General features: G+C 70.7%; 24 protein-coding genes. 13 read left to right on the forward strand and 11 right to left on the reverse strand.

What is annotated here, in order from left to right; translation table 11 throughout:
• Nucleotides 1–11 precede the first annotated feature (11 nt).
• The 4 genes from IQ210_RS25325 to IQ210_RS25340 form a co-directional block, all read right to left on the reverse strand.
• Nucleotides 12–560, reverse strand: a complete 549-nt coding sequence (locus IQ210_RS25325) for a hypothetical protein (RefSeq protein ID WP_194081405.1) — start codon at nucleotides 558–560, stop codon at nucleotides 12–14.
• A 118-nt stretch (nucleotides 561–678) separates the two neighbouring features.
• The gene (locus IQ210_RS25330) at nucleotides 679–1,185 is read right to left on the reverse strand and encodes a hypothetical protein (RefSeq protein ID WP_194081406.1); all 507 of its coding nucleotides are present in this window, start codon (nucleotides 1,183–1,185) and stop codon (nucleotides 679–681) included.
• A gap of 92 nt (nucleotides 1,186–1,277) precedes the next feature.
• The gene (locus IQ210_RS25335) at nucleotides 1,278–1,991 is read right to left on the reverse strand and encodes a DUF4328 domain-containing protein (protein ID WP_194081407.1); all 714 of its coding nucleotides are present in this window, start codon (nucleotides 1,989–1,991) and stop codon (nucleotides 1,278–1,280) included.
• 69 nt (nucleotides 1,992–2,060) lie between these two features.
• Complete coding sequence (locus IQ210_RS25340) at nucleotides 2,061–3,683, reverse strand: beta-N-acetylhexosaminidase (protein ID WP_407699726.1); 1,623 nt, start codon at nucleotides 3,681–3,683, stop codon at nucleotides 2,061–2,063.
• Between the two features lie 200 nt (nucleotides 3,684–3,883).
• On the opposite strand from IQ210_RS25340, the gene IQ210_RS25345 reads away from it, so the two are divergent.
• From IQ210_RS25345 to IQ210_RS25375, 7 genes are all read left to right on the forward strand, one after another.
• Nucleotides 3,884–4,453, forward strand: a complete 570-nt coding sequence (locus IQ210_RS25345; protein ID WP_194081408.1) for a 2-oxo-4-hydroxy-4-carboxy-5-ureidoimidazoline decarboxylase — start codon at nucleotides 3,884–3,886, stop codon at nucleotides 4,451–4,453.
• Nucleotides 4,454–4,622: 169 nt separating this feature from the next.
• Nucleotides 4,623–5,003 carry a succinate dehydrogenase, cytochrome b556 subunit gene (gene sdhC / locus IQ210_RS25350; RefSeq protein WP_079311791.1) on the forward strand — a complete coding sequence of 127 codons (381 nt, stop codon included), beginning with the start codon at nucleotides 4,623–4,625 and terminating at the stop codon, nucleotides 5,001–5,003.
• Between the two features lie 5 nt (nucleotides 5,004–5,008).
• Nucleotides 5,009–5,497: a succinate dehydrogenase hydrophobic membrane anchor subunit gene (locus IQ210_RS25355; protein WP_097268110.1), complete on the forward strand. Its 489-nt coding sequence runs from the start codon at nucleotides 5,009–5,011 to the stop codon at nucleotides 5,495–5,497.
• A gap of 23 nt (nucleotides 5,498–5,520) precedes the next feature.
• Nucleotides 5,521–7,275: a succinate dehydrogenase flavoprotein subunit gene (gene sdhA / locus IQ210_RS25360; RefSeq protein ID WP_194081409.1), complete on the forward strand. Its 1,755-nt coding sequence runs from the start codon at nucleotides 5,521–5,523 to the stop codon at nucleotides 7,273–7,275.
• Nucleotides 7,275–8,036 (forward strand): succinate dehydrogenase iron-sulfur subunit, encoded by a 762-nt coding sequence (locus IQ210_RS25365; protein ID WP_109498027.1) that lies wholly within the window; start codon nucleotides 7,275–7,277, stop codon nucleotides 8,034–8,036. The genes sdhA and IQ210_RS25365 overlap by 1 nt, the downstream gene beginning before the upstream one ends.
• Before the next feature lie 156 nt (nucleotides 8,037–8,192).
• Nucleotides 8,193–8,747, forward strand: coding sequence for a hypothetical protein (locus tag IQ210_RS25370; RefSeq protein ID WP_228048309.1), 555 nt, complete (start codon nucleotides 8,193–8,195; stop codon nucleotides 8,745–8,747).
• 10 nt (nucleotides 8,748–8,757) lie between these two features.
• On the forward strand, nucleotides 8,758–9,135 hold the full coding sequence (locus IQ210_RS25375) for a hypothetical protein (protein WP_194081410.1): 378 nt from the start codon (nucleotides 8,758–8,760) through the stop codon (nucleotides 9,133–9,135).
• Nucleotides 9,136–9,138: 3 nt separating this feature from the next.
• Here the strand turns inward: IQ210_RS25375 and IQ210_RS25380 are convergent, their stop codons facing one another.
• A complete protein-coding gene (locus IQ210_RS25380; protein ID WP_194081411.1) occupies nucleotides 9,139–10,044 on the reverse strand; it encodes a hypothetical protein in 906 nt (301 codons plus the stop codon).
• Between the two features lie 167 nt (nucleotides 10,045–10,211).
• Here IQ210_RS25380 and IQ210_RS25385 point away from each other — a divergent pair, with 167 nt between their 5' ends.
• Nucleotides 10,212–10,991 (forward strand): LamG domain-containing protein, encoded by a 780-nt coding sequence (locus IQ210_RS25385; RefSeq protein ID WP_194081412.1) that lies wholly within the window; start codon nucleotides 10,212–10,214, stop codon nucleotides 10,989–10,991.
• A 114-nt stretch (nucleotides 10,992–11,105) separates the two neighbouring features.
• Nucleotides 11,106–12,401 (forward strand): M48 family metallopeptidase, encoded by a 1,296-nt coding sequence (locus tag IQ210_RS25390; protein ID WP_194081413.1) that lies wholly within the window; start codon nucleotides 11,106–11,108, stop codon nucleotides 12,399–12,401.
• Here IQ210_RS25390 and IQ210_RS25395 read toward each other — a convergent pair whose 3' ends face one another.
• Genes IQ210_RS25395 through IQ210_RS25405 form a run of 3 tightly spaced genes read right to left on the reverse strand, consistent with a single transcriptional unit; the run spans nucleotide 12,402 to nucleotide 15,743 of the window.
• Entirely contained in the window at nucleotides 12,402–14,888 is a 2,487-nt protein-coding gene (locus IQ210_RS25395) for a DUF4132 domain-containing protein (protein WP_194081414.1), read from the reverse strand.
• Entirely contained in the window at nucleotides 14,888–15,280 is a 393-nt protein-coding gene (locus IQ210_RS25400; RefSeq protein WP_194081415.1) for a hypothetical protein, read from the reverse strand. Before IQ210_RS25400 ends, IQ210_RS25395 begins: the two co-directional genes overlap by 1 nt.
• Nucleotides 15,281–15,329: 49 nt before the next feature.
• A complete protein-coding gene (locus IQ210_RS25405; RefSeq protein ID WP_194081416.1) occupies nucleotides 15,330–15,743 on the reverse strand; it encodes a hypothetical protein in 414 nt (137 codons plus the stop codon).
• Between the two features lie 131 nt (nucleotides 15,744–15,874).
• On the opposite strand from IQ210_RS25405, the gene IQ210_RS25410 reads away from it, so the two are divergent.
• Nucleotides 15,875–16,285 (forward strand): VOC family protein, encoded by a 411-nt coding sequence (locus IQ210_RS25410; RefSeq protein WP_194081417.1) that lies wholly within the window; start codon nucleotides 15,875–15,877, stop codon nucleotides 16,283–16,285.
• Between the two features lie 26 nt (nucleotides 16,286–16,311).
• Entirely contained in the window at nucleotides 16,312–17,046 is a 735-nt protein-coding gene (locus IQ210_RS25415; RefSeq protein WP_194081418.1) for a TetR/AcrR family transcriptional regulator, read from the forward strand.
• 6 nt (nucleotides 17,047–17,052) lie between these two features.
• Here IQ210_RS25415 and IQ210_RS25420 read toward each other — a convergent pair whose 3' ends face one another.
• Nucleotides 17,053–19,461 (reverse strand): MMPL family transporter, encoded by a 2,409-nt coding sequence (locus tag IQ210_RS25420; protein ID WP_194081583.1) that lies wholly within the window; start codon nucleotides 19,459–19,461, stop codon nucleotides 17,053–17,055.
• A gap of 168 nt (nucleotides 19,462–19,629) precedes the next feature.
• Between IQ210_RS25420 and IQ210_RS25425 the strand changes: the two genes are divergently transcribed.
• Nucleotides 19,630–20,319 carry a response regulator transcription factor gene (locus IQ210_RS25425; RefSeq protein WP_194081419.1) on the forward strand — a complete coding sequence of 230 codons (690 nt, stop codon included), beginning with the start codon at nucleotides 19,630–19,632 and terminating at the stop codon, nucleotides 20,317–20,319.
• Nucleotides 20,316–21,755 (forward strand): sensor histidine kinase, encoded by a 1,440-nt coding sequence (locus IQ210_RS25430; protein WP_194081420.1) that lies wholly within the window; start codon nucleotides 20,316–20,318, stop codon nucleotides 21,753–21,755. Before IQ210_RS25425 ends, IQ210_RS25430 begins: the two co-directional genes overlap by 4 nt.
• Before the next feature lie 78 nt (nucleotides 21,756–21,833).
• Here IQ210_RS25430 and IQ210_RS25435 read toward each other — a convergent pair whose 3' ends face one another.
• Both IQ210_RS25435 and IQ210_RS25440 read right to left on the reverse strand, forming a co-directional pair.
• Nucleotides 21,834–22,235 carry an ATP-binding protein gene (locus tag IQ210_RS25435; RefSeq protein WP_194081421.1) on the reverse strand — a complete coding sequence of 134 codons (402 nt, stop codon included), beginning with the start codon at nucleotides 22,233–22,235 and terminating at the stop codon, nucleotides 21,834–21,836.
• A gap of 96 nt (nucleotides 22,236–22,331) precedes the next feature.
• The gene (locus IQ210_RS25440; RefSeq protein ID WP_194081422.1) at nucleotides 22,332–23,888 is read right to left on the reverse strand and encodes an ABC transporter substrate-binding protein; all 1,557 of its coding nucleotides are present in this window, start codon (nucleotides 23,886–23,888) and stop codon (nucleotides 22,332–22,334) included.
• Nucleotides 23,889–23,900: the final 12 nt, after the last annotated feature.

Genomic DNA, 23,900 nt, shown 5'->3' on the forward strand with positions numbered 1-23,900 from the left:
GGGCGGTCCGGTCAGCGCGTGCCGCGGGCCCGGCGGGACACCACCGCGCGCAGTACGCGCCGCCCCTCGACGGACACCTCCAGGGCCCGGCGCAGCCCGGCCGTGCCGTGTCCGGCGAGCACCTCCAGGACGGTGACCTGGCGCCGCAGTTCGGCGGCGACGAGCGGCGGCACACCCTCCGTACGGCCCTCGCGGCAGGCGTCGAGCGGCGCGTCGTCCGACCCCGGATCGAGCAGCCGGTGGATCTGCAACGAGGCGACGGAGCAGGCGTCAGCCCACCCCCGCACCCCGTCGGCGTCCCGCGCGGCCGGAGCGGCGTCGAGCATCCGGCGGGCGAGGGCGGCGGCCTCGTCCTCGACGGCGTCGGCGGACCCGGCGAGTCGGTCGCGCGCCGCCTTCAGTCCCGTCTCCCAGTCGCCGGTGTCGGCGAGGCTCGCCCAGAGGGGGCGCAGGACCTCGTCGTCGCCGCCCAGCAGCGGTACGCACCGATCCAAACAAGCCAACCCGCTGGCGGCCAGTCCGCGCTCGTTGGCCTGAGCGATCAGCTCCACCAGACTCATCCACGCCTCCCTGAGGGGGTGCCGTCGAGCCGTCCGGAGCCCGGTGACACCTCTTCTCCTGCGGAACTCCCTAACGGAGCCCGCACTTCCCCTTACTGCGTGCGACGGCCCGGGAGTGTCACAGGGGCACGACGGACAGCCGGTCGAGCAGCCGGAAGAACAGGTTTTCAGCCAGCGGATCGGGTTCGGCGGTGAGCACTTCGAGGAGCCCCTCGGGGTCCGCGGTCCGCCCCGCCTCCTCGGCCCAGGCGACGGCCCGTTCGGCGGCGTCGGGCGGTTCCAGGAAGTAGTCCTCCAGCGCGAGGCCCTCCTGACCGGCGCCGATGTACCCGGCCATGGCCGTGCGGGCCAGACAGGTCGTCCAGGCCCCGCTCTCCGGCCCGGCCGCCTCGACGACCACGCAGTCGCTGTCCATCACGTACCCGAACAGTGCGGGCGCCCCGGTCTCCCGGGCCAGCGCGTTCATGCTGCCGACGTCCCCGTCCCCGCTCGGGTACTCCCACACCTGCCACCCGCCGACCGCCTCATCCCTGAGGCTCAGCCCGCCGGCGGCCCCGGCCAGCGCGTCCAGTTCCTTGAGCGGCCGCTCGCTGCGGCCCACGACGAAATACCCCCAGTAGCCCATTTCCGGCTCCCCCCGGCTCTCGGCTGCGGCTCGGGCCGAATACACCACAGTCGTACGGCAGTTCGCAGCCGTATGGGGCAATCCGCCGCGACTCAGGCGGACGCGGGGGCCGGACCGGGGCCGGGGCCGGTGCCTGCGCCGGGGCCTGCGAGGGCCTTCTCGTACTGCATCCGGTTCAGCCGCAGCACGACGACGACGGCGAGCGCGGCGGCCACGACGTCGACGGCGTCCGAGAACATCAACTGCCCCACGGCGTCACGGATCTCGTCGGCACTCTCGGCCTTGCGGTACGCCGTGGACGCGGCCCGGCCGGAGAGCAGCGAGATGGTCCAGAACGTCCACCAGGTGTTGACCAGCCCGTGCGGCCGGGGCGCGCTCCAGGGGCTGCTGGCGTTCCAGATGTCCAGCGTGATCCGGCGCGGGAACCAGAGGTTGACGAACGGGACGATCCAGCCCCAGACCGCCCAGCCGCGCTTCTTGTCGTGCCCGTACGGGTCGAAGACCTCGGCGTTGACACGCACCCGGTGGAACCAGCACAGGAAGAGGACGGCGGTCGTGAGCAGCGCGACGGTCTGCGCGATGCCGGCCCCGGAGTAGAGGCGGTCCGCGAGGTCGGCCCGCCCGTCGAGGCGGGCGCCGCCGGCCAGGTCGCCGATCACGTCGTACAGGAAGAAGCCCGCCCCGAGGGCGAACAGGTCGGTGGCGATGACCACGCCGAGCCCCGCGACGGCGGCCCGTCCGAGCCCGATCGGCGATTGCAGCCAGGCGGCCGGGGCGATGAAGTGGTCATGGCGATTGTCGATCACGAGTGGGGAACATACGTTCGCAAGCCGCGTAAGTCCACCCCTCAGTGGCAGCCCCTGACCTCCGTCGCCTCAACCCAGCCGGTCCGCCAGCGACTTGAACTCCGCCCAGGTCAGCGACGGCTTGTCCGCGTCCCACAGCTTCTGTACGACCGCCCGCAGCGGCAGCCGGATGCCGGCCGCGACCTGGTCCTGGGTCTGGGCGTTCGGATAGTCGCCCCACACCGCGAAGGAACCGCCCAGGATCTGGTCGTCGTACTTGGCGTCGACCGCCTGCGTGCCCCGCACCACCCGTGGCGTCCACTGCTCGTAGATGCGCTGTCCCGTCGGGTAGTAGAACTGGTTGGGCTGCCCGAGGACGTAGTAGAGGAACAGGTCGTTGTAGTTGATGAGGTCGCGCCCCGCGCTCAGGTACTCGACCGGCTGCCGCGCCCCGATCTCCTTGCCCGTCCAGTAGGCCACCTGGAGATCCTTGGCCGGCTGCACGGACGTACCGGTGAAGAACCCGTCGTTCCAGACGCGCATCGTCTTGCCGTGCTTGCGGACCGTGTCGGCGCGGTCGTTGAGCCAGCCGGTGGTGAGGTCGGCGACGGTGCCGCCGGTGCCGTAGGCCTCGCGCGCGGCGGTGGCGAGCTGGGGGTACGACGCCTCCGGGTTCGAGGCCATCAGCGCCCGGTACTCGTCGCCGCCGAGGTTCCAGCGGTCGCCGGGGAAGAGCTCGGCGTACTCGTCCAGCAACTCGTCGACGATCGTCGCGGCCTCGTCCTGCGAGATGTCGACCGCGCCCCGCGCCGCGACGCCCGAGGCGTTGAGGAGTTGCAGGCTGGGGTGCGCGGCGATGACGGCGCCGAGATGTCCGGGCGAGTCGATCTCGGGGACGATCGTGATGTGCCGCTCGGCGGCGAGGTCGATGATCCGCTCGGTCTCGGCCCGGGTCAGATGCTGGTCCGACACCACCTCGGGATGCGACCGCGACTCGAGCCGGAAGCCCTGGTCGTCGGAGAAGTGCAGCCCCAGCTCGTTGAACTTGAGATCCCCGAGCTCCCGCACCCGGTCCTCGATCCACCCCGCGGTGTAGTGCTTGCGCGCGATGTCCAGCATGAACCCGCGCACCGGCTTGGCGGGCGCGTCCTTGACGACCCCCTCGGGCGCCGTACCCCCGCCGCGCACCTCCTGCTTGAGCGTCCGGGTCCCGTAGAACACCCCGGCGTCGGCGGGCCCGCCGATGGTGACCCGCCCGCCGCGCACGGTCATGGTGTACGACTCCGGGTCGCCCCCGGCGTCGTCGTTCAGCACGAGCCGCAGATCCCCGTCCCGCGAGTCGGTCTTCTCCCCCGCGTACGTCAGCCCCAGCTCACTGGCGACCAGCCGCCCCTCGTCGGCGAGTTCTCCGTCGCTCACGACGACCCGCTCACCACTGCGCGGACGCCAGCCCGGCCCACGCTCCGGAGTGTGCGAGGCCACGGCGGGAATCGTGCGCGGGGCCCGGGAGAGGGGATAACTACGGGTGGGACTGGGCGTGGGCGCCGGCGACGAGGCACTGGCGGAAGCCGACGCCCCTCGTTCGGAGGGCTGCCGCGCCGCCGCCCCCGTGGGCCCGCTGTGATCCCCGTCCCCCGAGGCCCACAGGCCGAGCCCTACCCCGGCAGCGACCGTCACGGCCACCGCCGTCACGATCACGACCCGTGTCCTCACCTGCCGCGCCTTCTGTGCCGACGCCCGACGCCTGTGCTGACTCACGAACCCAACCTAGGGCGTCCGGGCGGGCGCAACTGTCCACCACACGTTCCGAAACTCTCCCGTGCGAGTGAAATTCGGGCATCCGTCGGACACGTCACGTCCACTCTCGATAGCGTGACGTCACACCTCTCCCAGCATCCCCTGCCGAAACACACGTGACGCCCACACATCTTCCCGGCCGAGTCGCCATACCGGCGCTGCCCACAGTCCTGGACGCCTTCAACATCGCCCCCGCCGACGAGGCCCGCAAGCTCCTCCTCACCTGCCTCCGCAGCCTCCGCTGGGCCGACCGCGTCACCGCCCACCGCCCCTACCCGGACGCCCCCGCCCTGCTCGCCGCATCGGATGAGGCGGCGTACGACCTGACCCCGGCGGACCTGTCGGAGGCGCTGGCGGGCGAGACGTTGACGGCATTGCCGGACGAGACGTACGACATCGCCCATATGGCACTTGACGCCGCACACGCGGCATACGAGGCGAAGTTCGGGCATGCGTTCGTGATCTGCCTGGAGGGCCTGTCCACGGGCGAGGCCCTGGACCACGTACTCGCAGCCATCAGGTCACGATTGACGAACGACCCGGAGGAAGAACGGGTGGTGGCAGCAGAGGAACTCCGGCGCCTGGCAAGGGAGCGCTTGGTGGAGGTACTCAGGGGCGCGGGGAACTGCGCGACCAGCCACGACGGCTCCGCACCCGGCACACAACAGCACACCCCACCCCATTAGCCGCAAAGCTCACCCATACGCATGCCACTTTGATCACACCGGTAGGCCCGACGTAAGCCCTGCAGGCAACCGTCGCTACGATGCTGGGGGCCGGTGGACCGTACCCGGCCGGGCCCGACCGACAGCACAAGCCGGCGCGGCCCCAATCCCCGCTCCCGGAGGGACTTCCGTGCCGGCTGGAACGCTGTACCGCGGCCGGGAAGGAATGTGGTCCTGGGTGGCTCACCGAGTCACCGGCGTCCTCATCTTCTTCTTCCTGTTCGTTCACGTGCTGGACACCGCTCTCGTCCGTGTCTCCCCTGAGGACTACGACAGGGTCGTAGCCACGTACAAGACGCCGATCGTCGCCGTGCTGGAGTACGGCCTCGTCGCCGCCATCCTCTTCCACGCGCTCAACGGCCTGCGTGTCATCGCCGTCGACTTCTGGTCGAAGGGCCCCCGCTACCAGAAGCAGATGCTGTGGTCCGTCGTCGGCCTGTGGGTCGTGCTGATGATCGGGGCGATCTACCCCGTCCTCGGCCACGCCGCTCGTGAACTGTTCGGGAGCTGACGCGTATGTCCATCACCGAGAAGACCGCTGACGCCTCGGGCATCGGCCCCGTCGAGGGCGCCGACGTCTACAGCGTCGACAACCCGGCCCCCCTCATCGAGGCGCCGCGCAAGCGCACCAAGAAGACCCCGAAGTCCACGCGGGGCAACTTCGAGATGGCGGCCTGGCTCTTCATGCGCCTGTCCGGCGTCGTCCTCGTCGTCCTCGTCATCGGCCACCTGCTGATCCAGCTCGTGCTGGACGGCGGCGTGTCGAAGATCGGCTTCGCGTTCGTCGCGGGCCGCTGGGCCTCGCCGTTCTGGCAGGTCTGGGACCTGTTGATGCTGTGGCTCGCGATGCTGCACGGCGCCAACGGCCTGCGCACGGTCATCAACGACTACGCGGAGCGCGCGAACACCCGGCTGTGGCTCAAGGGCCTGCTCTACACCGCCACGGTGTTCACCATCCTGCTGGGCACGCTGGTGATCTTCACCTTCGACCCGAACATCCGCTAGGCACGGGGCTGAGGCAACCACTCATGAAGATCCACAAGTACGACACCGTCATCGTCGGCGCCGGTGGCGCCGGTATGCGCGCCGCCATCGAGTCGACGAAGCGCAGCCGCACCGCCGTGCTGACCAAGCTGTACCCCACCCGCTCCCACACGGGCGCCGCGCAGGGCGGCATGGCCGCCGCGCTGGCCAACGTGGAGGAGGACAACTGGGAGTGGCACACCTTCGACACGGTCAAGGGCGGTGACTACCTGGTCGACCAGGACGCCGCCGAGATCCTGGCGAAGGAGGCCATCGACGCCGTCCTCGACCTGGAGAAGATGGGCCTGCCGTTCAACCGGACGCCCAACGGGACGATCGACCAGCGCCGTTTCGGCGGTCACTCCCGCAACCACGGTGAGGCCCCGGTCCGCCGGTCCTGCTACGCGGCCGACCGCACCGGCCACATGATCCTCCAGACGCTGTACCAGAACTGCGTGAAGGAGGGCGTGGAGTTCTACAACGAGTTCTACGTCCTCGACCAGCTGATCACCGAGGTCGACGGCGTCAAGAAGTCGGCCGGTGTGGTGGCGTACGAGCTGGCGACCGGCGAGATCCACGTCTTCCAGGCGAAGGCCGTGATCTACGCCTCCGGCGGCACCGGCAAGTTCTTCAAGGTGACGTCGAACGCGCACACGCTGACCGGTGACGGCCAGGCCGCGGTGTACCGCCGTGGACTGCCGCTGGAGGACATGGAGTTCTTCCAGTTCCACCCGACCGGCATCTGGCGCATGGGCATCCTGCTGACGGAGGGCGCCCGTGGTGAGGGCGGCATCCTCCGCAACAAGGACGGCGAGCGCTTCATGGAGAAGTACGCGCCGGTCATGAAGGACCTCGCGTCCCGTGACGTCGTGTCCCGCTCCATCTACACGGAGATCCGCGAGGGCCGGGGTTGCGGCCCCGAGGGCGACCACGTCTACCTGGACCTCACGCACCTCCCGCCGGAGCAGCTGGACGCCAAGCTCCCGGACATCACCGAGTTCGCGCGCACCTACCTGGGCATCGAGCCGTACACGGACCCGATCCCGATCCAGCCCACCGCGCACTACGCCATGGGCGGCATCCCGACCAACGTCGAGGGTGAGGTCCTGGCGGACAACACCACGGTGGTCCCGGGCCTGTACGCGGCCGGCGAGGTGGCGTGCGTGTCGGTGCACGGCGCGAACCGTCTCGGCACCAACTCGCTCCTGGACATCAACGTGTTCGGCCGCCGTGCGGGCATCGCCGCCGCCGAGTACAGCCACACGGCCGACTTCGTCGAGCTGCCGGAGAACCCGGCCGAGTTCGTGGTCGAGCAGGTCGAGCGGCTGCGCAACTCGACGGGCACGGAGCGCGTGTCGGTCATCCGGCGCGAGCTGCAGGAGACCATGGACGCCAACGTCATGGTGTTCCGCACCGAGCAGACGATCAAGACGGCGGTCGAGAAGATCGCGGAGCTGCGCGAGCGCTACAAGAACGTCGCGATCCAGGACAAGGGCCGTCGCTTCAACACGGACCTGCTGGAGGCGATCGAGCTGGGCAACCTGCTGGACCTCGCCGAGGTCATGGCGGTGTCGGCCCTCGCCCGCAAGGAGTCCCGCGGCGGTCACTACCGCGAGGACTACCCCAACCGCGACGACGTCAACTTCATGCGCCACACCATGGCGTACCGCGAGGTCGGCGACGACGGCACCGAGTCCATCCGTCTCGACTACAAGCCGGTCGTCCAGACCCGCTACCAGCCGATGGAGCGTAAGTACTGATGGCTACCCCTGTTCTGGACAAGGTCGAGGCGGAGTCCGCGGCCTCTCCCTACATCACCGTCACCTTCCGGGTCCGCCGCTTCAACCCGGAGGTCTCGGCCGAGGCGACCTGGGAAGACTTCCAGCTGGAGATCGACCCCAAGGAGCGCGTCCTCGACGGCCTCCACAAGATCAAGTGGGACCTGGACGGCACGCTGACGTTCCGCCGCTCCTGCGCCCACGGCATCTGCGGCTCGGACGCGATGAGGATCAACGGCAAGAACCGTCTTGCCTGCAAGACCCTCATCAAGGACATCAACCCCGAGAAGCCGATCACGGTCGAGCCGATCAAGGGTCTGACGGTCCTGAAGGACCTGGTCGTCGACATGGAGCCGTTCTTCCAGGCGTACCGCGACGTGATGCCCTTCCTCATCACGAAGGAGACGAACGAGCCGACGCGCGAGCGTCTCCAGACGGCCGAGGACCGCGAGCGCTTCGACGACACGACGAAGTGCATCCTCTGCGCGGCCTGCACGTCCTCGTGCCCGGTCTTCTGGAACGACGGCCAGTACTTCGGCCCGGCGGCCATCGTCAACGCCCACCGCTTCATCTTCGACAGCCGTGACGAGGCGGGCGAACAGCGCCTGGAGATCCTGAACGACCGCGACGGCGTCTGGCGCTGCCGCACCACGTTCAACTGCACGGACGCCTGCCCGCGCGGCATCGAGGTCACGAAGGCGATCGCCGAGGTGAAGAAGGCCCTGATCACGCGCCGGTTCTGATCTTCGAAGTCCTACCTCAGGGCCCTGTTTCCGTCACTTCGGAAACAGGGCCCTCTGGCGTTTTTGGCATGTTTCCGCTGCTACTGAAGCGGGGGTTCCGGGAGCACACTGCGGCGGAGGGCGGGCTGGCCGGAACACGGGGCAACGGGGGACCTTGTGGCGGGACAAGGACCGGATCCAGAAGACGAGGACACCTACGCCCCCAAGCTGGGCTACGGCGCGGCGTCCAAAGAGGCCCACTTCGTGGCCGCTCCGCTGCTGACGGCCGCGGCCCTCTCGCTGGCCGGGGTGGTCGCCGGCGCCGACGACGAGTTCCGCTGGCCGGGGGCGACACTCGTGCTCCTGGTGATCACGGCCATGACGTTGATCTTCAGCATGCAACTCGCCTACGAGGCACGCGGCCACCTCTACAGCTTCGAGGAACTGAAGGACCACTACGAGGGAACACGCCCCGACGCTGTCCCCGAAGCACGCATGCATCAGGAGTTCCGGGCTGCGGACAGAGAGTGGCGGAAGGGACAGCGGCGCGCCGCCGAGGTCTACAACGTCGGCACCGCGCTGCTCGGCGTGGGCGTCGCGGCATCTCTCGCTCCACCGGAGTGCGGCATGCAGGCGTCTTGGCGATGGGCGGCCGCGGCCGTCGTGCTCGTCGGTACGGCCGCGGACACGGTCTGGGTGCTCTGGAAGCTTCGCCAGAAGACGCAGAACTGAGGGAGGAAGCATGACGCACGATGCCGTACAGCTCGTACTGCCCGGCGAAGTCCCGCTCGGGATGCTCTGTCCGGACTGCGGCCGGGAGATCCCCCCGCAGGCGACCGGGGGCGCCATTCCCTTGGTGTGCCGCAAACCCACGCTTCAGAAGGCCTACGACCTCGCTCAGGCGGGCCATCCCGAACTGCTCCTCAAGCACTTGGACCCGAGCAAGAACCGCTTCCGGCACGGGCCCATGAAGGCAAATGGAGGGGAGCGGCCCTGCCGCTACGACGGCTGGCCTTCATGGTTCCTCGCGCACTGCCGGACCCCGGATGAAGTGAACATCTGGGTGGGCCGGCTGGCGCGCTGGTGGACTCCTCCGGCGCCCGGGAACTCCGCACCCTGATCCTCAGCCGGCGTCGTCCCCCTCCGCCGCTCCCTGACCATGGTCGTACAGCACATCCTCCTCCCCCGCGCCCGCGAACAGTTGTGAGAGCCGGTAGAAGGTCTCCTCCTCCGAGTCGGGGTCCGGGGGCAGTCGGTGGTGCAGTGCCGTCAGAAGGTCGAAGCGGTGCAGGTCGTACGCCACGTGCATCAAGCCGGAGTACGCCTGCGCCGCCGTTATCGCGCCCTTGTAAGCCACCGCGGCCAGCGCTGTGGTGGTGCCGCACCACCACCAGAGGAACGGTTCGTCGTACAGGGCCGCGCCCCCGGCGGCGGTGAGCGCCAGGAAGGCCCAGCAGAGGTTGACGGCGGTGTCGAGGCTGTTGCGGGCGGAGCCCAGGATGTCCGCCATGCGGTCCGAGACCTGGAGATACAGGCGTGGCCAGGAAGTCAGCGTGGTCAGGCCGTAGCGTTCGCCGGCGCTCAGTTCGCCGGCGCGCAGCGCGTTGCCCAGTGCCGTGGGGAGCTGCACCTCGAGCGGTGGACGCGCGGCAAGTCTGCGGCGGGCGTCCGCCTGTACGCGGCGTGCGGTCTCACCGCGGACCGTGCGCTCGGTCTGCTCCCGCAGGGCCCGCCACCGCCGCCGCTGCAACCGGGCCAGCACCGCGGCCAGGCCCGCTGTGAAAAGCCACCGATCCCAGTAGCCCTCCAGCACACGAACCGCCCGCACCTGGAACGGACGCAGCAGCAGGCCGAGGAGAGACGCACACACCAAGACCGTCGCCGTGACTCCGGCCATGTCCTCCGGCCGTTCCGGCCACACGGCGCCCCAGTCGCTCCGCCCGGCGAAGCTCCCCGCCCGCATCAGCGCGAGCACCCCTGCGACGAACAGCGCGCACGGCACGAAGTGCACCGCCAGCACCCGTCGCACGCAGCCCGCTCCTCCCCGAACTCCCCTTGAGCGCTGTTCAGTATGGAGCGCGGTGTCAAGTGGAGCCGAGGGCGGGCCGGAACCCGATCAGGACAGCAAGGGGCTCACGCCGGACAACTCCCGTGGTACTGCTGTGAGTTGTGAGCCTCAAGTAGCAAACTGCCACCATGGCACTCCTGAAGAAGGCCGCCGCCGCCCTCTCCGCGACAGCGGCCGTACTGCTCGCGATCCCCGCCTCTTCCTCGGCGGCCCCCGCCGCGCACGGCCCCCTCGCCCGCGAGACCTTCGACCGTCTCCCCCTCGGGCCGGTGACGAAGGGCCACGGCTGGAGCGCCGACACCGCCGACGGCAGCCTCACCGTCGTCCCCAGTTCCGCCGGCCGGGGTCGTGAGCTCCGTATCCATACCGAGGGCAACGGGCGCGCCTTCCTCGTCTTCCCGGATCTGACCGCCCCCGGCAACAGCTACTGGGCCCGGCTGCGGCTGAGGGTGGACGCCTTTCCCAGCGCCCCCGACTGGGCGCACTGGACGATCGCCGAAGCGGCCGGGTCCGACTCCCCCACCCTCGTCCGCCCCCTCGGCGGCCAGTACGCCCCCACCGACCACGGCAACTTCTGGGGCGTCGGCTCCGACCTCGGCCCCACCGGCGACTGGACCTCCTGGAAGACCTCCGCCCCGGCCACGGCCGGCACCTGGCAGTGCGTGGAGTTCCACCTGGATGCCACCGACAACCGCGTCACCGTCTACTTCGACGGCGTCGAGCAGCCCGACCTGACCGTGTCGACCGGTCAACACGGCGGCAGCGCCGACCCGTTCACCTTTCCGACCTTCGACAAGCTCAAGCTGGGCTGGCAGCTGTACCAGGCCGATCCCAGCCCGTCCTCGTACGACCTCCGGCTCGACGACATCGCCGTGAGCACGCGTCGGGTGGGTGGCTGCGGAGGCTGAGGACGGTGTCCTCGGCGTACGGGTTGGCCGCGCCCGCCCGGCTGTGATCAACTGCCTCCGCCATGTACACAGCAGCTTCTGGGGAGGGGCTGCCAGGAGGGGGAGGGTGCGCCGATGCGTGCCGTCGAGGAGCAGGTCGTCCAGCCATGCCCGCAGTGCGGGGTGGAGATCCGTGGGGATCGCCGGTTCACCGTGTGGTGCGCGGCCTGCGACTGGAACGTCGATCCGCAGGGGCCGGTCGAGGAGAAGCAGGGGCGGCTGGAGCGGCGGCGGCGCACCATGGCCCGGCAGTACGGTGAACGGCTGCTGGAGGACCTCGCCGTCGAGGCCGAACGCCCGGAGCGCGAGCGGCCACGGCAGTCGGCCGCCGGTGTGCTGGCGTACGCCATAGCCCTTCTGGTGCACGGGGTGACCCTGGCCCTGCTGGTGGGCGGGCTGTGGTTGCTGATCGACGGCTGGGGCGGCTTCGGCATGGTGCCCGGGCTGTTCCTGCTGGGGCTGGCGGTGACGCTCCGCCCGCGGTTGAACCGGCTGCCCTCAGGCGCCCACGTCGTCTCCAGGAGCGCCGCGCCCGAGCTCTACGCCCTGGTCGACGAGGTCGCGGCGGCCCTGGGCACCCGGAGCGTGGACGTCATCGTCCTCGACGCGCAGTCCAACGCGAGCGTCACGCACCTCGGGGTCCGCCGCCGGGTTCTCACCCTGGGGCTGCCCCTGTGGGAGGTCCTGTCCCCGCAGGAGCGGATCGCCCTTCTGGGCCACGAGCTCGGCCACTTCACCCACAGGGACACCCGGCACGGCATGGTCGTGGGCACTGCCTACAGCTCGCTGACCACCTGGCGCTACTACCTGTCCCCGATCACCAACCCGACCGTCCCCGAGTACTTCGTCAACCTGTTCTACCTCCTGCCCCGTTGGCTGATCACGGGTGTGGTGCTGCTCCTCGACCTCCTGACCACGCGCGCCTCCCAGCGCAGCGAGTACCTCGCCGACACGGCGGCGGCCCAGGTCGCCTCCACCGAGGCCGCGGTCGGGACGATGGACCGGCTCCTGGTGCTGGAGTCGATCGACACGACCCTGTACCGGGAGGTCAACGCACGCCGGCTGCGCGGCTCGCGGCGGCTCACCGCGGAGGACGCGGAGGGGCTGTGGGAGGCGCTGGCCGCCCATCTGCGTTCGGTCCCGGAGTCCGAGCACGAACGCCGCCGCCGCGTCAGCGCCCGCCGCGGCCACAGCGTCGACGCCACGCACCCGCCCACCCATCTGCGCCGCGCCCTGTTGCTGCGCCTCCCGCCCCTGCCGGCCGCGGTACACGCCGACAGCGAGCGGACCGCCCGCCTCGCCGCCGAACTCGCGCAACCGCGTGCCGCCGTGGCGCTGGAGCTCGTCAGGGAGGGCGTCGACCCGTACTGACTACAGCTGGCTCAGGATCGTCCGGTCCGTGATCTTCGTGTCCGCCGCCAGCATCATCGCCTTGCTGAGGATCACCGCGAGCATCCGGTCGCCCTCGTAGGGGAGGTAACCGGCCTGCGGGGCGGCGGGGTTGGACTTCGGGACGATGCACAGGTATTGGTCGTTAGGGGTGCGGAGGATGTTGCCCGAGCCCAGGTGGATCTTGTAGGTGTGGCGGTCGCCCTTGACCTGGAGGAAGCGGCCGTCCAGCGTGCAGCGGTCGGCTATCGCCAGGCGGGGGATCAGGCGCTCCAGCAGGGCCCGCCGGGTCTCGGCGCTCGCGCCCAGTTCGCCGAAGCCGTACGACGTCCAGTACTCCTGGAAGCGGCCGCCGGGACCGCCGTCCTGCCAGGTCGGGTCGTTGCCGACGCTCGCGACGCCGACGAACAGGTCCACGTCGCGCAGGACTTCGGAGAGGACCAGGGGCGGGATGTCGGTCAGTGGCAGCGGGTCGGCCAGGGCCACCCCACCCTGCGGCCGCATGCGGTACTCGCCGCCGCAGCAGTGCGCGGAGTTCTCCGCCGCGTCGATCGGGTAGAAGCGGACCTGGTCGGTGCGCAGGCGCAGAAAGCTGCCGGAGTCCGTGAGGTCGTCGTGGTTCTCGCCGCCGTCGCCCTGGATCCAGTACTCGGCGCGCAGGCCCCACGCGGGCAGTTCACGGGTGGCGGGCGGCGCCTCGTCGTCCACGCTCAGGCGCAGCTTGTTGCGCCAGCCCCGGACCGCCGCGAGGGCGTGGAACTGGTGCTGGCGGAGGTAGTGCGCGGCGAAGCGGTTGGAGTAGGTGCCCGTCGTGCGTTCCGCGTCCGTCAGCAGGTACACCTCTCTGTGGGCCTGCTTGAACGGCTGGGTGATGCCGTGCCGCTCCAGCCAGTCGCGCCAGGCGACGATCTCGGCGGGTTCGTGGTCGACGGGGTGCCAGAGCGTGACCTCGGTGCCGCCGTTCACCGGGGTGTCGGTGAGGGTGCGCAGGGCGCCGTCGGCGTAGCCGGCCGTGGTGCCGTCGATGGTCCACAGGAGGCGGCGGGCCAGCGTGCCGACCAACGGGTGGTCGAGGTAGCGCTCGCGCCAGGCGGCGTACGTCCAGGTGCGGCGGGCCACGAACTGGCGGTCCAGGCGGTCGCTCTGGGCCGAGAGCATCTTGTCGATGTCCTTGACGGCCGCCTTGAGCTCCTTGAGCTCGTCGGGGTGGTCGCGGCGGACGTCGGCGGGGACGCTCTTCACGGCCTTTCCGGTGGCGTTGCGCCAGCTCAGCGTCGTCTTGGTGCCGCTGACCTCGATGCGCGCCGTGCTCTCTCCGAGGTGGTGCTCGGCGCCGCCCACCTCCGTCAACCCGTAGGCGGGGACGGCCAGTTCCTCGATCTCCTCGCGGCTGAGCCCCATGGCCTCGGCGCGCGCGTCGAGTGAGGTGTTGAGCAGCTTGAGCGTGCCCTTGTAGGTGACCCGGGTGGCCAGGCGGGCCAGTTCGGCGAGGGCCGGCTCGCTGTCGATGCGGGCGAGGGCGGTGACACCGGCGTTGGCGACCTTGGGGTTGACCGGGCCCAGACCGGAGACCTTCTTGAGCGAGGTCTCGACGAGGGCGCCCAGGGTGCGGGCGGTCTCGGGGTGCGGCGGCAGGAAGGAGAGGAGCCAGGTCAGTCCGCGCAGCGCGTCGGCGTTGTAGGGGTCGAAGGTGACGTTGGGGTCCGTGCCGTACGACGGCGCGAGGAGGGGGCGGGTGCGGGGGCGGCCCACGAGGCGCAGCCAGTCCGTCAGGCGCTCCCGCACAGGCTCCGCGCCGACGGCCTCGACGAGCGCCCGCCCGGTCTTCTCCCACGGGGCGGAGGGGCGGGCGGCGGTGGCCGTGGTCGCGTGGGCGACGAGGCGCGCCCAGCTCTCGTCGCGTTCCGCCAGGTCGGCGAGGGCCTGGTCGGACCAGGCCTCTCCCGGGTTCACCACGGGGTGGGTGAGCGTGGCCACCAAGGGGCCCAGTCTGTCCTTCCCGTGCCACGTCGTCAGTCGCGTGCGGCGGAGCAACGCGATGAAGTCGCCCGGGAGTTCATGGCCGTCGGCGCGCTCCAGCTCGGTGAGCCGGAGGAGTTGGGTCGTGTCGTGATGCGCCTCCTGTTCGGACAGCACCGCGATCAGGGCGGGCCGCAGGTCGCGCGGATGGTCGTCGTCCGTCGTCCGGTCCCGCAGGTTGGCCATCATGTGCATGATGTGCCGGCGGCCGTCCGCGCCCTGGGCCGGCTCGAAGTAGCGCTGGGCCAGGCGGTGCACCAGCGCGGGCCGGAACGGGGGCTCGACGATGCGCAGCGCCTTGAGGACCGCCTGTTCGGGCCCGCCCCACGGGCCTCCGACGAGTTCGGCGAGCTCCAGCAGCCTCGGCACGAGACGCTCGGCGTCCTCGGCCGCGAGGAGTGCGAGGACGTCCTGGATGAGCTCGGCGCGTCCCTCGGTCGACCCGGCCATCAGCCACCCACCAGGGCCACGAGCTTGAGGAACGTGACCTCGGTCGACAGGCCCAGCTCGATCTCCTCGTCGAGCTCGGTCACCTGACGGTCGCCGACGAGCACCAGGAAGCCGTTGCCCGCGAACGCCTTCAGCGCCAGGGCCGACTGCTTCTCCGGGTCTATGCGGCGGGGCGTGCGCAGCGCGTAGCCGTTGAGCACGCGCTCGGTGTCCTCGGGCTGCACCAGGCCCTGGAAGACCTCGGGGGTGCGCGCGTTGTACTCGGCGACCTCCTGGAAGACCCGGCGGCGGATCAACTCCCGCACGCTGAGCCGCTCCTCGGTGATCTCCAGCCCCCAGCCGTCACTGCGGCCCCCGCTTGTCGTCTCGTCGACGAACGTCACGAATCCCATGCCGCCGACAGTACGGCCCACCACTGACAACGCCGTCCCCGCCGATGGCTCACCGCACCAGCGGCCGGCTCCACTCCCGCGCCCCGGCCGCCCGCATCAGCTCGACGGTGACCAGCGGATGGACGAGTTCGACGTAACGGACCTGGCTGCTCAGGGACTTCCGCAGCTGGCGCATGCTGCGGGCGCCGAACGAGGCCGCGCCCCCGACCCCCGCGGCCCGCGCCAGCTTCTCGACGCCGACCTTGCACTCGGTGGCCTCGGCGTCCCGGCAGACGTGGATCTCGACGTCGCCCGCCCACAGCCCGAGGACGGCCTTGTAGCGCACGTCGGCGCCGGTGTACGTCACCACCGCGAGATGCCGGTCCGCGGTCTGCTCCGACGGACCCTCCAGCGCCAGTCTTCGCGCGGCCCCCGCGAACGCCGTCCGCACCTCGCCGAAGAAGGCCTCTGCTCCCGGAACCATCCCCGTCCCCTCCGTCGTACGGCTCTGGCGAGGGCTCAGCGTACCGACGCGGCGCGTGCTTTCTCGGCCCAATGAGTGACCTCGTGGGCGGTCCGCCCGGCAACCGTCATCCCCGCACCTAATCTGATCGCATGTCAGATGACGAGTCGTACGAACTGCTCGGTTTCGACAACGTGCTGCTGCCCGTCGGCGATCTCGGCGAGGCCGTCGGGTTCTATGAACGCGCGGGGTTCACGGTGGGGTTCCGGCTCGACGAGGCCGGGATCGCGCTGCTCAAGGTCGGCGGTGAGACGCCCGGGATTCTGCTCCGGCAGGAGGAGGCGGTGGGGCACCGTCCGCCGCCGTGGCCGTCGCCGCGGGTGTGGCTGGAGGTGCCGGACGCGCGCGTGGCCGCGCGCACGCTGCGCGGCGCCGGCATCGCGCTGCTGGACGAGCCGTTCTCCGTGGCCACCGGCTGGACCGTCGAGGTCGCCGACCCCTGGGGCAATGTCCTGGGGTTCACGGACTACACCAAGCGTCCGGAGCTCGGTCGCAGGTCGTGACACGGGTGCCTTTAGGCTCTCGTACCGTGCCCGCGAAGAACGTAGAAGACGACGGCGGCTCGCCGTCCAGCAAGTCCGAGCAGACCCGTGCCCTCATCCTGGAGACCGCCATGCGGCTGTTCCAGGAGCGCGGCTACGACAAGACGACCATGCGGGCCATCGCCAAGGAGGCCGGGGTCTCCGTCGGCAACGCGTACTACTACTTCGAGGGCAAGGAGCACCTGATCCAGGGCTTCTACGACCGGATCGCCGCCGAGCACCAGGTGGCGGTCCGGGAGGTCCTGGCGCGGGAGACCGATCTGGAGGCGCGGCTCGCGGGCGTGCTGCGGGCGTGGCTGGACATCGCCACGCCGTACCACGAGTTCGCGGTGCAGTTCTTCAAGAACGCCGCCGACCCCGACAGCCCGCTCAGCCCGTTCTCCGAGGAGTCGGAGCACGCGCGCGTGGAGGCGATCTCCGTCCACCGCCAGGTGCTGGCCGGGACAAAGACGAAGGTGCCGGAGGAGCTGCGGGACGTGCTGCCCGAGCTGATGTGGCTGTCCCAGATGGGGCTGGTGCTGTACTGGATCTTCGACCGGACGCCGGGGCGGGAGCGGAGCTACCGGCTCGCCGAGCGCGGGGCGCGGCTCACCGCGCGCGGGGTGGCGCTGGCCCGGTTCCGGGTGCTGCGGCCGCTCGTGCGGGAGGTGCACGAGCTGTTCACGGACTTCCTGCCGGGGATGACGAAGATGATGCCCGCCCCCGGCAGGAGGCCCGAGTAGGCCGGCTCAGTTGACGGCGTCGACCTCGCCCTCGGCCAGCTCCACGTCGTACACCAGCGGCCCCTCGCCGACGACGACGTGCCCCGCGCGTGAGCCGTACGAAGCCGCCGTCGCCGCCAGGAGATACGTGCCCGGCGCCGGGACCGACACGATGTAGGAGCCGTCGGCCAGCGACACCACGCGGTCCAGCTGGCGTCCGCCGCGCGAGAGGAGCGTGACCGACGCGCCCTCGACGGGCTCGCCGTCCTCGTCGCGGACGAAGCCGTGGACGGCGGAGGCCGGGCCGTCCGCCTCCGCGGCGACCGGGGCGGGCTCGTCCTCCTTGGGCTCCACCGCCAGGTGCGGCAGCCGCTTCTCCAGCCCCTCCGGCAGCCACCAGTTGGACTTGCCGAGCAGGTGCATCGCGGCCGGCACGAGTGCCGTGCGCAGGATGAACGCGTCCAGGGCGACGGCGGCGGCGAGGCCGATGCCCGCCATGGCACCCTCCATGTCGCCGCTGAGGACGAACGCGGAGAACACGCAGATCATGATCAGGGCGGCGCAGTTGATGACCCTGCTGGTCTCGGCGAGTCCGACGCGCACCGCGCGCGCGTTGTCGCGCGTGTGGACCCACTCCTCGTGCATCCGGCTCACCAGGAACACCTGGTAGTCCATGGAGAGGCCGAACAGCAGGGACAGCATGATGACCGGCAGGAACGCCGTGATCGGGCCCTCCTTGCCGATGCCGATGAGTTCCGTGCCCCAGCCCCACTGGAAGATCGCCACCAGGACACCGAAGGACGCGGCCGCCGCGACGAGGTTCATCAGGGCCGCCGTGAGCGGCACCACCAGTGAGCGGAAGGCGACCAGCAGGAGCAGGAAGCCGAGGCCGATGATGGTGGCGACGAAGTAGGGCAGCCGGTCGCCGGTGACGGCCGCGAAGTCCTTGAACACCGCGGTCACGCCGCCCACATGGGCCTCGGCGCCGGAGGCGGGGATCACGTCGTCGCGCAGCCGGTCGATGAGCTGGTCGGTCTTCTCCGACTGCGGGGACGTCGTCGGGACGACCTGGATGACGGAGATGCCGTTGGTGGGCGGGGCGGCGGCGACCTGGGCCACGCCCTCGGTGGACTCGATGGTCGTCGCGAGCGCTTGGGCGTCGCCCTTCTCGACGACCACCTGGAGCGGGCCGTTGAAGCCGGGCCCGAAGCCCTCGGCGAGCAGGTCGTACGCCTGCCGGGTGGTCTGCGACTCCTGGTGGTTGCCCTGGTCGGTGGCGCCGAGCCGGATCGACAGCACGGGCAGCGCGAGGATCAGCATGACCACGAGGGCCCCCGCCGCGATCGTGCGCGGGCGCTTCTCGACGTACGACGACCAGCGCGCCGCGAGCCCGCTCGCCTCCGCCGACTCGGGGCCGTTCGCGGCGAGGCGGCGCCGCTGCCTGCGGCTGAGGACCCGCATGCCGAGCATGCCGAGCAGGGCGGGCAGCAGGGTGGTCGCGGCCAGGACGCTCAGGACGACGGTCAGGGAGGTCGCGATGACCACGCCGTCCAGGAAGCGCATGTTCATCACCAGCATGCCCGCGAGCGCGATGCAGACGGTGCCGCCCGCGAACAGCACCGCACGGCCCGAGGTGTTGAGGGCGGTGACGGCCGCGTCCTCCGGCTTCATGCCGCGCAGGATGCCGCGGCGGTGCCGGGTGACGATGAACAGGGCGTAGTCGATGCCGACGCCGAGGCCGATCAACGAGCCGAGCAGCGGGGCGACTTCGGGCACGTCGGTGACATGGCTGAGCAGCGAGGTCGCCATCAGGCCGGTGCCGAGGGCGGCGATGGCCACGACGAGGGGCAGCAGCATCGCGAAGAGCGAGCCGAAGGCCAGGAACAGCACGATCGCGGCGGCGACGATGCCGACGAGCTCGGCGGTGCCCTGCGGGGGCTCCTGGGTGCGGGCGATCGCCTGACCGCCCAACTCCACCTGAAGGCCGTCCCGTTCGGCGGCCTGCGCGGTGTCGACGACGTCCTCGATCAGCTCCTTGGGCACCGCGTTCGCCTGCTCGGCGAAGGTGACCTGGGCGTACGCGATCCGCCCGTCCTCGCTGATCTGCGCGGCGCCCTGTGCCGCGTAGGGGTCGCTGACCTCACCGACGCCCTTCATCGCCGCGATGTCCTTCAGCGCGGGCTCGATCCGGGACCGTACGGACTCGTCCCGCACCGACCCCTCCTCGACCTTCCACACCACGGTGTCGGTGTCGCCCGCGCTCTGCGGGAAGGCCTTCGTCATCAGGTCGTACGCGGTCTTGGAGTCCGTGTCCGGCAGGGAGAAGACGTTCGCGTAGTCGGTTCCCGCGGCCGAACCGGCCGCCCCGAGCCCGAACAACGCCCCCACCCACAAGAACAGGACCACCAGCCGGTGCCGATAGCACCACCGTGCCAATGCCGCCACGCTCAACACTCCCCAGTCGGTTGTCGGTCGGTCCCCCAGGTCCTGGGCAACAAGACTGGCGGCGCCGCACGCGGGGAGACACCGCAGCCCACCGACTCTCAAGGAACTCCAAAGCACCGAACCCACCCGGCTGTCAGTGGGGCCGCCGATACTGGGGGCATGACGACGGCTCCAGGCACCGTGCTGGTCGTGGAGGACGAGGAGAGCATCGCGGACGTCCTCGCCATCGCGCTGCGCTACCACCGGTTCGAGGTGATGGTCGCGGGCAGCGTCCGCGAGGCCCTCGCGCTCGCCGAGCGCACCCGGCCCGACGCGGCGCTGCTCGACGTGATGCTGCCCGACGGCGACGGCCGCGCCCTCGGCAAGCAACTGCGCGCCGAGCGGCCGGACCTGGCGCTGGTCTTCCTCACCGCCCGGGACTCACCCGCCGAGGTCGTCGGCGCCCTCGGCTTCGGCGACGACTACATCACCAAGCCGTTCAACATCGACGAGGTCGTCGCCCGGATCACCGCCGTCCTGCGCCGCACCCGCCCCGCCGACGTGCTGCCGCAGCGCCCCCTGCTGCGCTACGGCGACCTGGAGCTGGACGAGACGACGTACTCGGTGCACCGCGCGGGCCGCTCGGTCGAGCTCACCCCCACCGAGTACGCGCTGCTGCGCTTCCTGGTGCGCAACGGCGGCCGGATCGTCCCCAAGGAGCAACTCCTGCGCCATGTCTGGCAGTACGAGCACACCCCGCCCGAGTCGACCGTCGTGGAGACCTACATCAGCTATCTGCGGCGCAAGCTGGACGCCCTGGGACCGCCGGTGATCACCACGCGGCGCGGCGTCGGGTACGGGCTGGCATGAGGCTCCGCAAGCTGGGCTGCAAACGCGGCATCCACTCGCTGCGCGCCCAGCTGACGCTGGCGAACGTGGCGCTGCTCGCCCTCGGCATCGTCGCGGCGACCGCGGTGAGCGTGATGGGCATGCGGTACTACCTGCTGGACCAGATCGACTCCGAGCTCGCCAAGTCCCGAGAGACGCTGAGCAGTTCGCGGCTGACGATGCAGATGATCGACGACCTGAGCGCGCTGGCGATCGTCCGGGAGCGGTTCCTGCTCCAGGACGACGGGGAGGCGCGGCCGGACCAGATCCTGAGCGTCGTCGACACGCGCGGTGACACGATCTCGATGGGCGACCTCACCCCGAGCGACCTCCAGAAGGACCTCGCGGACGCGGTGGACGACCCGCGCGCGCTGGCCGCCGACCCCGAGCCGCACGACATCGAGGTGCGCGGCGACGCCTATCGCGCGACCGCGACCCGGCTCACCGACGGCACGTACATCCTGCTCGCCACCTCCACCGAGGCCGTCCACAAGGGCGTCGGCAAGGCCGTCCGGCTCGACCTCGCCATCGGCAGCCTGCTGCTGGCGCTGCTGGCCTGTCTGACCATGTTCAGCGTGCGGCGCCGGATGCGGCCGCTGGAGGACATGGTGGAGACGTCGTCGGCGATCGCCGAGGGCGACCTGACCCGGCGCGTCCCCTCCAGCCGGGAGGCCACCCTGGAGGTCGAGCAGCTGCGCACCGCCCTCAACTCCATGCTCCACCAGGTGGAGTCGGCGTACCGCACGCGCGAGCGGAGCGCCGGCCAGCTGCGCCGCTTCGTCGCCGACGCCTCGCACGAACTGCGCACGCCGCTGTCCGCGATACGGGGCTATCTCCAGCTGTACGACAAAGGGATGCTCCAGGACCCCGACGAGCGCAAACGCGCCTGGGGGCGGGTGATGGCCGAGGCCGACCGGATGGGCCGCCTGGTGGACGAACTGCTCACGCTGGCCCGCCTCGACCAGCAGCCCGAGCTGCGCTTCCGCAACGTCGACCTGACGCGGCTGGTGCGGGACGCGGCGGAGGATCTGCGGGTGCAGCAGCCGGGGCGGCCGATCAGCGTCGACGCCGACGGGGCGCTGCTGGTGCACGCCGACGAGGCGGGGCTCAGACAGGTCCTGGGCAACCTGGTGGGCAACGTCCGCACCCACACGCCCGCCGATGTGCCGGTGCGGCTCGGGGTGGAGCGGGCCTACGGGGCCGTACGGCTGTGTGTCGCGGACGACGGCCCGGGCCTCGCCGAGGAGGACGCCGCGCGTGTCTTCGACCGGTTCTTCCGGGCGGGCGGGGGCGCGGGCAGCGGGCTCGGCCTGGCGATCGTGCAGGGGGTCGTGCAGGCGCACGGGGGCCGGGTGTCGGTGCAGACGGCGCCCGGCGAGGGGCTGGCGGTGACGGTGATGCTGCCGTCACGGACGTAGGCGCCCCGCGTGCTCTTCACGCGCGGGCCGGCGCGGACGTGAGCGCCCTGCCAGAAGGGCGCAAGTCCCGTCGTACGCCTACGCGTTGGCCAGCACCAGCGCCCACACCGTCTTGCCGTGCCGTCCCCGGCTCCACACCCCCCACGCGGCGGCGACGTTCTCCACCAGGTGCAGCCCGCGCCCGGACTCCTCCCACTCCCCCACCAGCCGCAGCCGCGGCTCCAGTTGGCCCTCGTCGGAGACCTCTATGAGGCAGGAGCCGTCGGCGAGGGCCGTCACCGCGACCTCGAACTCGCGCTCCAGGAGCGGCCCGTGGCGTACGACGTTGGTGGCCAGCTCGGACACCAGCAGTACCGCGTCCGCCAGGGCCGGGTCGTCATGGCCGTGCCCCCAGTCGGCCAGGTGGTCCCGTACCCGGCGCCGCGCCAGACCGACGGAAGCCGGATGCCGGGGCAGCCGGAAGGAGTTGCGTCTCAACACGTTTGCTCCTCACCCCACGCACACCTCCGTCACATGGTGCTGCGTCGGGCGCCCGCCCCGCGTCACTCGGGCGAATGTCAATGCCGCCGGTTCGCGTCAGATCCAGTTGAGACGCCAGAGCCGGAAGACACCGGTGCCGTCCGAAAGGTACTGGCCACCGCCGACGTCCTCGCTGCTCACGACGTATTCCTTGGCCTGCCAGAGCGGGATGACCGGCACATCGCGCGCGATGGCGTCCTGCATCGACCGGAAGTCCTCCGCGGCGTCGGCGCGGTCGGCGTATTGCTGGCTGGCCTGAATCAGCCGGTCGACCTCGGCGCTGCTGTAGCCGGTGTTCATGGTGCCGTCGGTGCCGACGAGCGGTCCGCCGTAGGTGTCCGGGTCGGGGAAGTCGGCGACCCAGCCGACCGCGTACGCGTCGAGCTTGCCGGTGGCCCACGCCTTCTGGAAGGCGGTCCACTCGTACGGCTTGAGCGTCACCTTGAACAGCCCGCCCGCCTCCAGCTGCCTCTTGAGCTCCGCGGCCTCCTTGTCGGCAGCGCCGCGGCCGGTGGCGTACCCGTAGGTGAACTTCACCGGCGTCGAGACCCCGGCCTCGGTGAGCAGGGCCTTGGCCTTGGCGGTGCTCTGCTTGGCGTAGGCGTCGAAGAACGCGGTGGTGTGGCCGGTGATGCCCGCCGGGATCAGCGAGTAGAGGGGGTCGACGGTCCCCTCGTAGATCGTGGCGGCCAGCCGCTCGCGGTCGATCATCCAGGCCATCGCCCGCCGGACCTTGGTGTCGTGCAGCGGCGAGGAGGAGCGGGTGTTGAGGTAGAGGTTGCGGACCTCGGAGCTGTCGGCCTCGGAGACGCGCATCGTGGGGTCGCTGGGATTCAGCGCGGCGAGCACCTTGGGCGGCAGCTGGCGGGTGGCGACGTCGATCTGCCGGGCCTTCCACGCCACGTTCAGCGCGTCGGCGTCCTTGTAGTAGAGCAGTTCGACCGGGCGCCCGGAGTCCTTCACCGCGCCCTTGTAGCGGCTGCTGGGCGCGAGGGCGACCTTCTTGTCCTTCGTGTACGACTTGAGCTCGTACGGGCCGGTGCCGTCCACGCCGTTGTCGGTGCGCAGGCCGTCCGCGGGGTACTTGGTGCGGTCGACGATCGAACCGGCTCCGGTGGCGACCTTGAACGGGAAGGTGGCGTCCGGGGAGGCGAGGTGGAAGGTGACCGTCAGACCCTCGGCCGTCACCGACTTGAGGGTGTCGAGCAGGGAGACCGGGCCGACGTCCGACTTGATCTTCTTGACCCGGTCGAACGAGTACTTCACGTCCTCGGCGGTCATCGCGCGCCCGCTCGGGAACTCGAGGCCGTCGCGCAGCTCGCAGCGGTACGTCTTGAGGTCGCCGCCCACGAAGTCACAGCTCTTCGCCGCGTCGGGCACGGGTTTGGCGCCGCCCGACTCGAAGGTCAGCAGTGACTGGAAGACGTTGCTGAACAGGGCCCAGGACCCGGCGTCATAGGCGCCGGCCGGGTCGAGGGACGTGACGACGTCCGTCGTACCGACCTTGATGGTCTTGTCCGTGTCCTCCTGCGACGGCATCAGCTGCCAGCCGCCCACTCCCACGGCCGCCAGAACGAGCAGCGTCGCGAGAATCCGTATGCGAACCGATCGCATCGGTTTCCTTCC

This window comes from Streptomyces justiciae, from assembly GCF_015163075.1.
Taxonomy (GTDB): Bacteria; Actinomycetota; Actinomycetes; order Streptomycetales; family Streptomycetaceae; genus Streptomyces; species Streptomyces justiciae.

What these genes read in the sequence shown, in the direction of transcription:
- IQ210_RS25325 (WP_194081405.1), bottom strand. Translation starts at nt 560, where the DNA reads ATGAGTCTGGTGGAGCTGATCGCTCAGGCCAACGAGCGCGGACTGGCC.
- IQ210_RS25330 (WP_194081406.1), bottom strand. Translation starts at nt 1,185, where the DNA reads ATGGGCTACTGGGGGTATTTCGTCGTGGGCCGCAGCGAGCGGCCGCTC.
- IQ210_RS25355 (WP_097268110.1), top strand. Translation starts at nt 5,009, where the DNA reads ATGTCCATCACCGAGAAGACCGCTGACGCCTCGGGCATCGGCCCCGTC.
- sdhA (WP_194081409.1), top strand. Translation starts at nt 5,521, where the DNA reads ATGAAGATCCACAAGTACGACACCGTCATCGTCGGCGCCGGTGGCGCC.
- IQ210_RS25365 (WP_109498027.1), top strand. Translation starts at nt 7,275, where the DNA reads ATGGCTACCCCTGTTCTGGACAAGGTCGAGGCGGAGTCCGCGGCCTCT.
- IQ210_RS25375 (WP_194081410.1), top strand. Translation starts at nt 8,758, where the DNA reads ATGACGCACGATGCCGTACAGCTCGTACTGCCCGGCGAAGTCCCGCTC.
- IQ210_RS25385 (WP_194081412.1), top strand. Translation starts at nt 10,212, where the DNA reads ATGGCACTCCTGAAGAAGGCCGCCGCCGCCCTCTCCGCGACAGCGGCC.
- IQ210_RS25390 (WP_194081413.1), top strand. Translation starts at nt 11,106, where the DNA reads ATGCGTGCCGTCGAGGAGCAGGTCGTCCAGCCATGCCCGCAGTGCGGG.
- IQ210_RS25395 (WP_194081414.1), bottom strand. Translation starts at nt 14,888, where the DNA reads ATGGCCGGGTCGACCGAGGGACGCGCCGAGCTCATCCAGGACGTCCTC.
- IQ210_RS25400 (WP_194081415.1), bottom strand. Translation starts at nt 15,280, where the DNA reads ATGGGATTCGTGACGTTCGTCGACGAGACGACAAGCGGGGGCCGCAGT.
- IQ210_RS25405 (WP_194081416.1), bottom strand. Translation starts at nt 15,743, where the DNA reads ATGGTTCCGGGAGCAGAGGCCTTCTTCGGCGAGGTGCGGACGGCGTTC.
- IQ210_RS25410 (WP_194081417.1), top strand. Translation starts at nt 15,875, where the DNA reads ATGTCAGATGACGAGTCGTACGAACTGCTCGGTTTCGACAACGTGCTG.
- IQ210_RS25425 (WP_194081419.1), top strand. Translation starts at nt 19,630, where the DNA reads ATGACGACGGCTCCAGGCACCGTGCTGGTCGTGGAGGACGAGGAGAGC.
- IQ210_RS25430 (WP_194081420.1), top strand. Translation starts at nt 20,316, where the DNA reads ATGAGGCTCCGCAAGCTGGGCTGCAAACGCGGCATCCACTCGCTGCGC.
- IQ210_RS25440 (WP_194081422.1), bottom strand. Translation starts at nt 23,888, where the DNA reads ATGCGATCGGTTCGCATACGGATTCTCGCGACGCTGCTCGTTCTGGCG.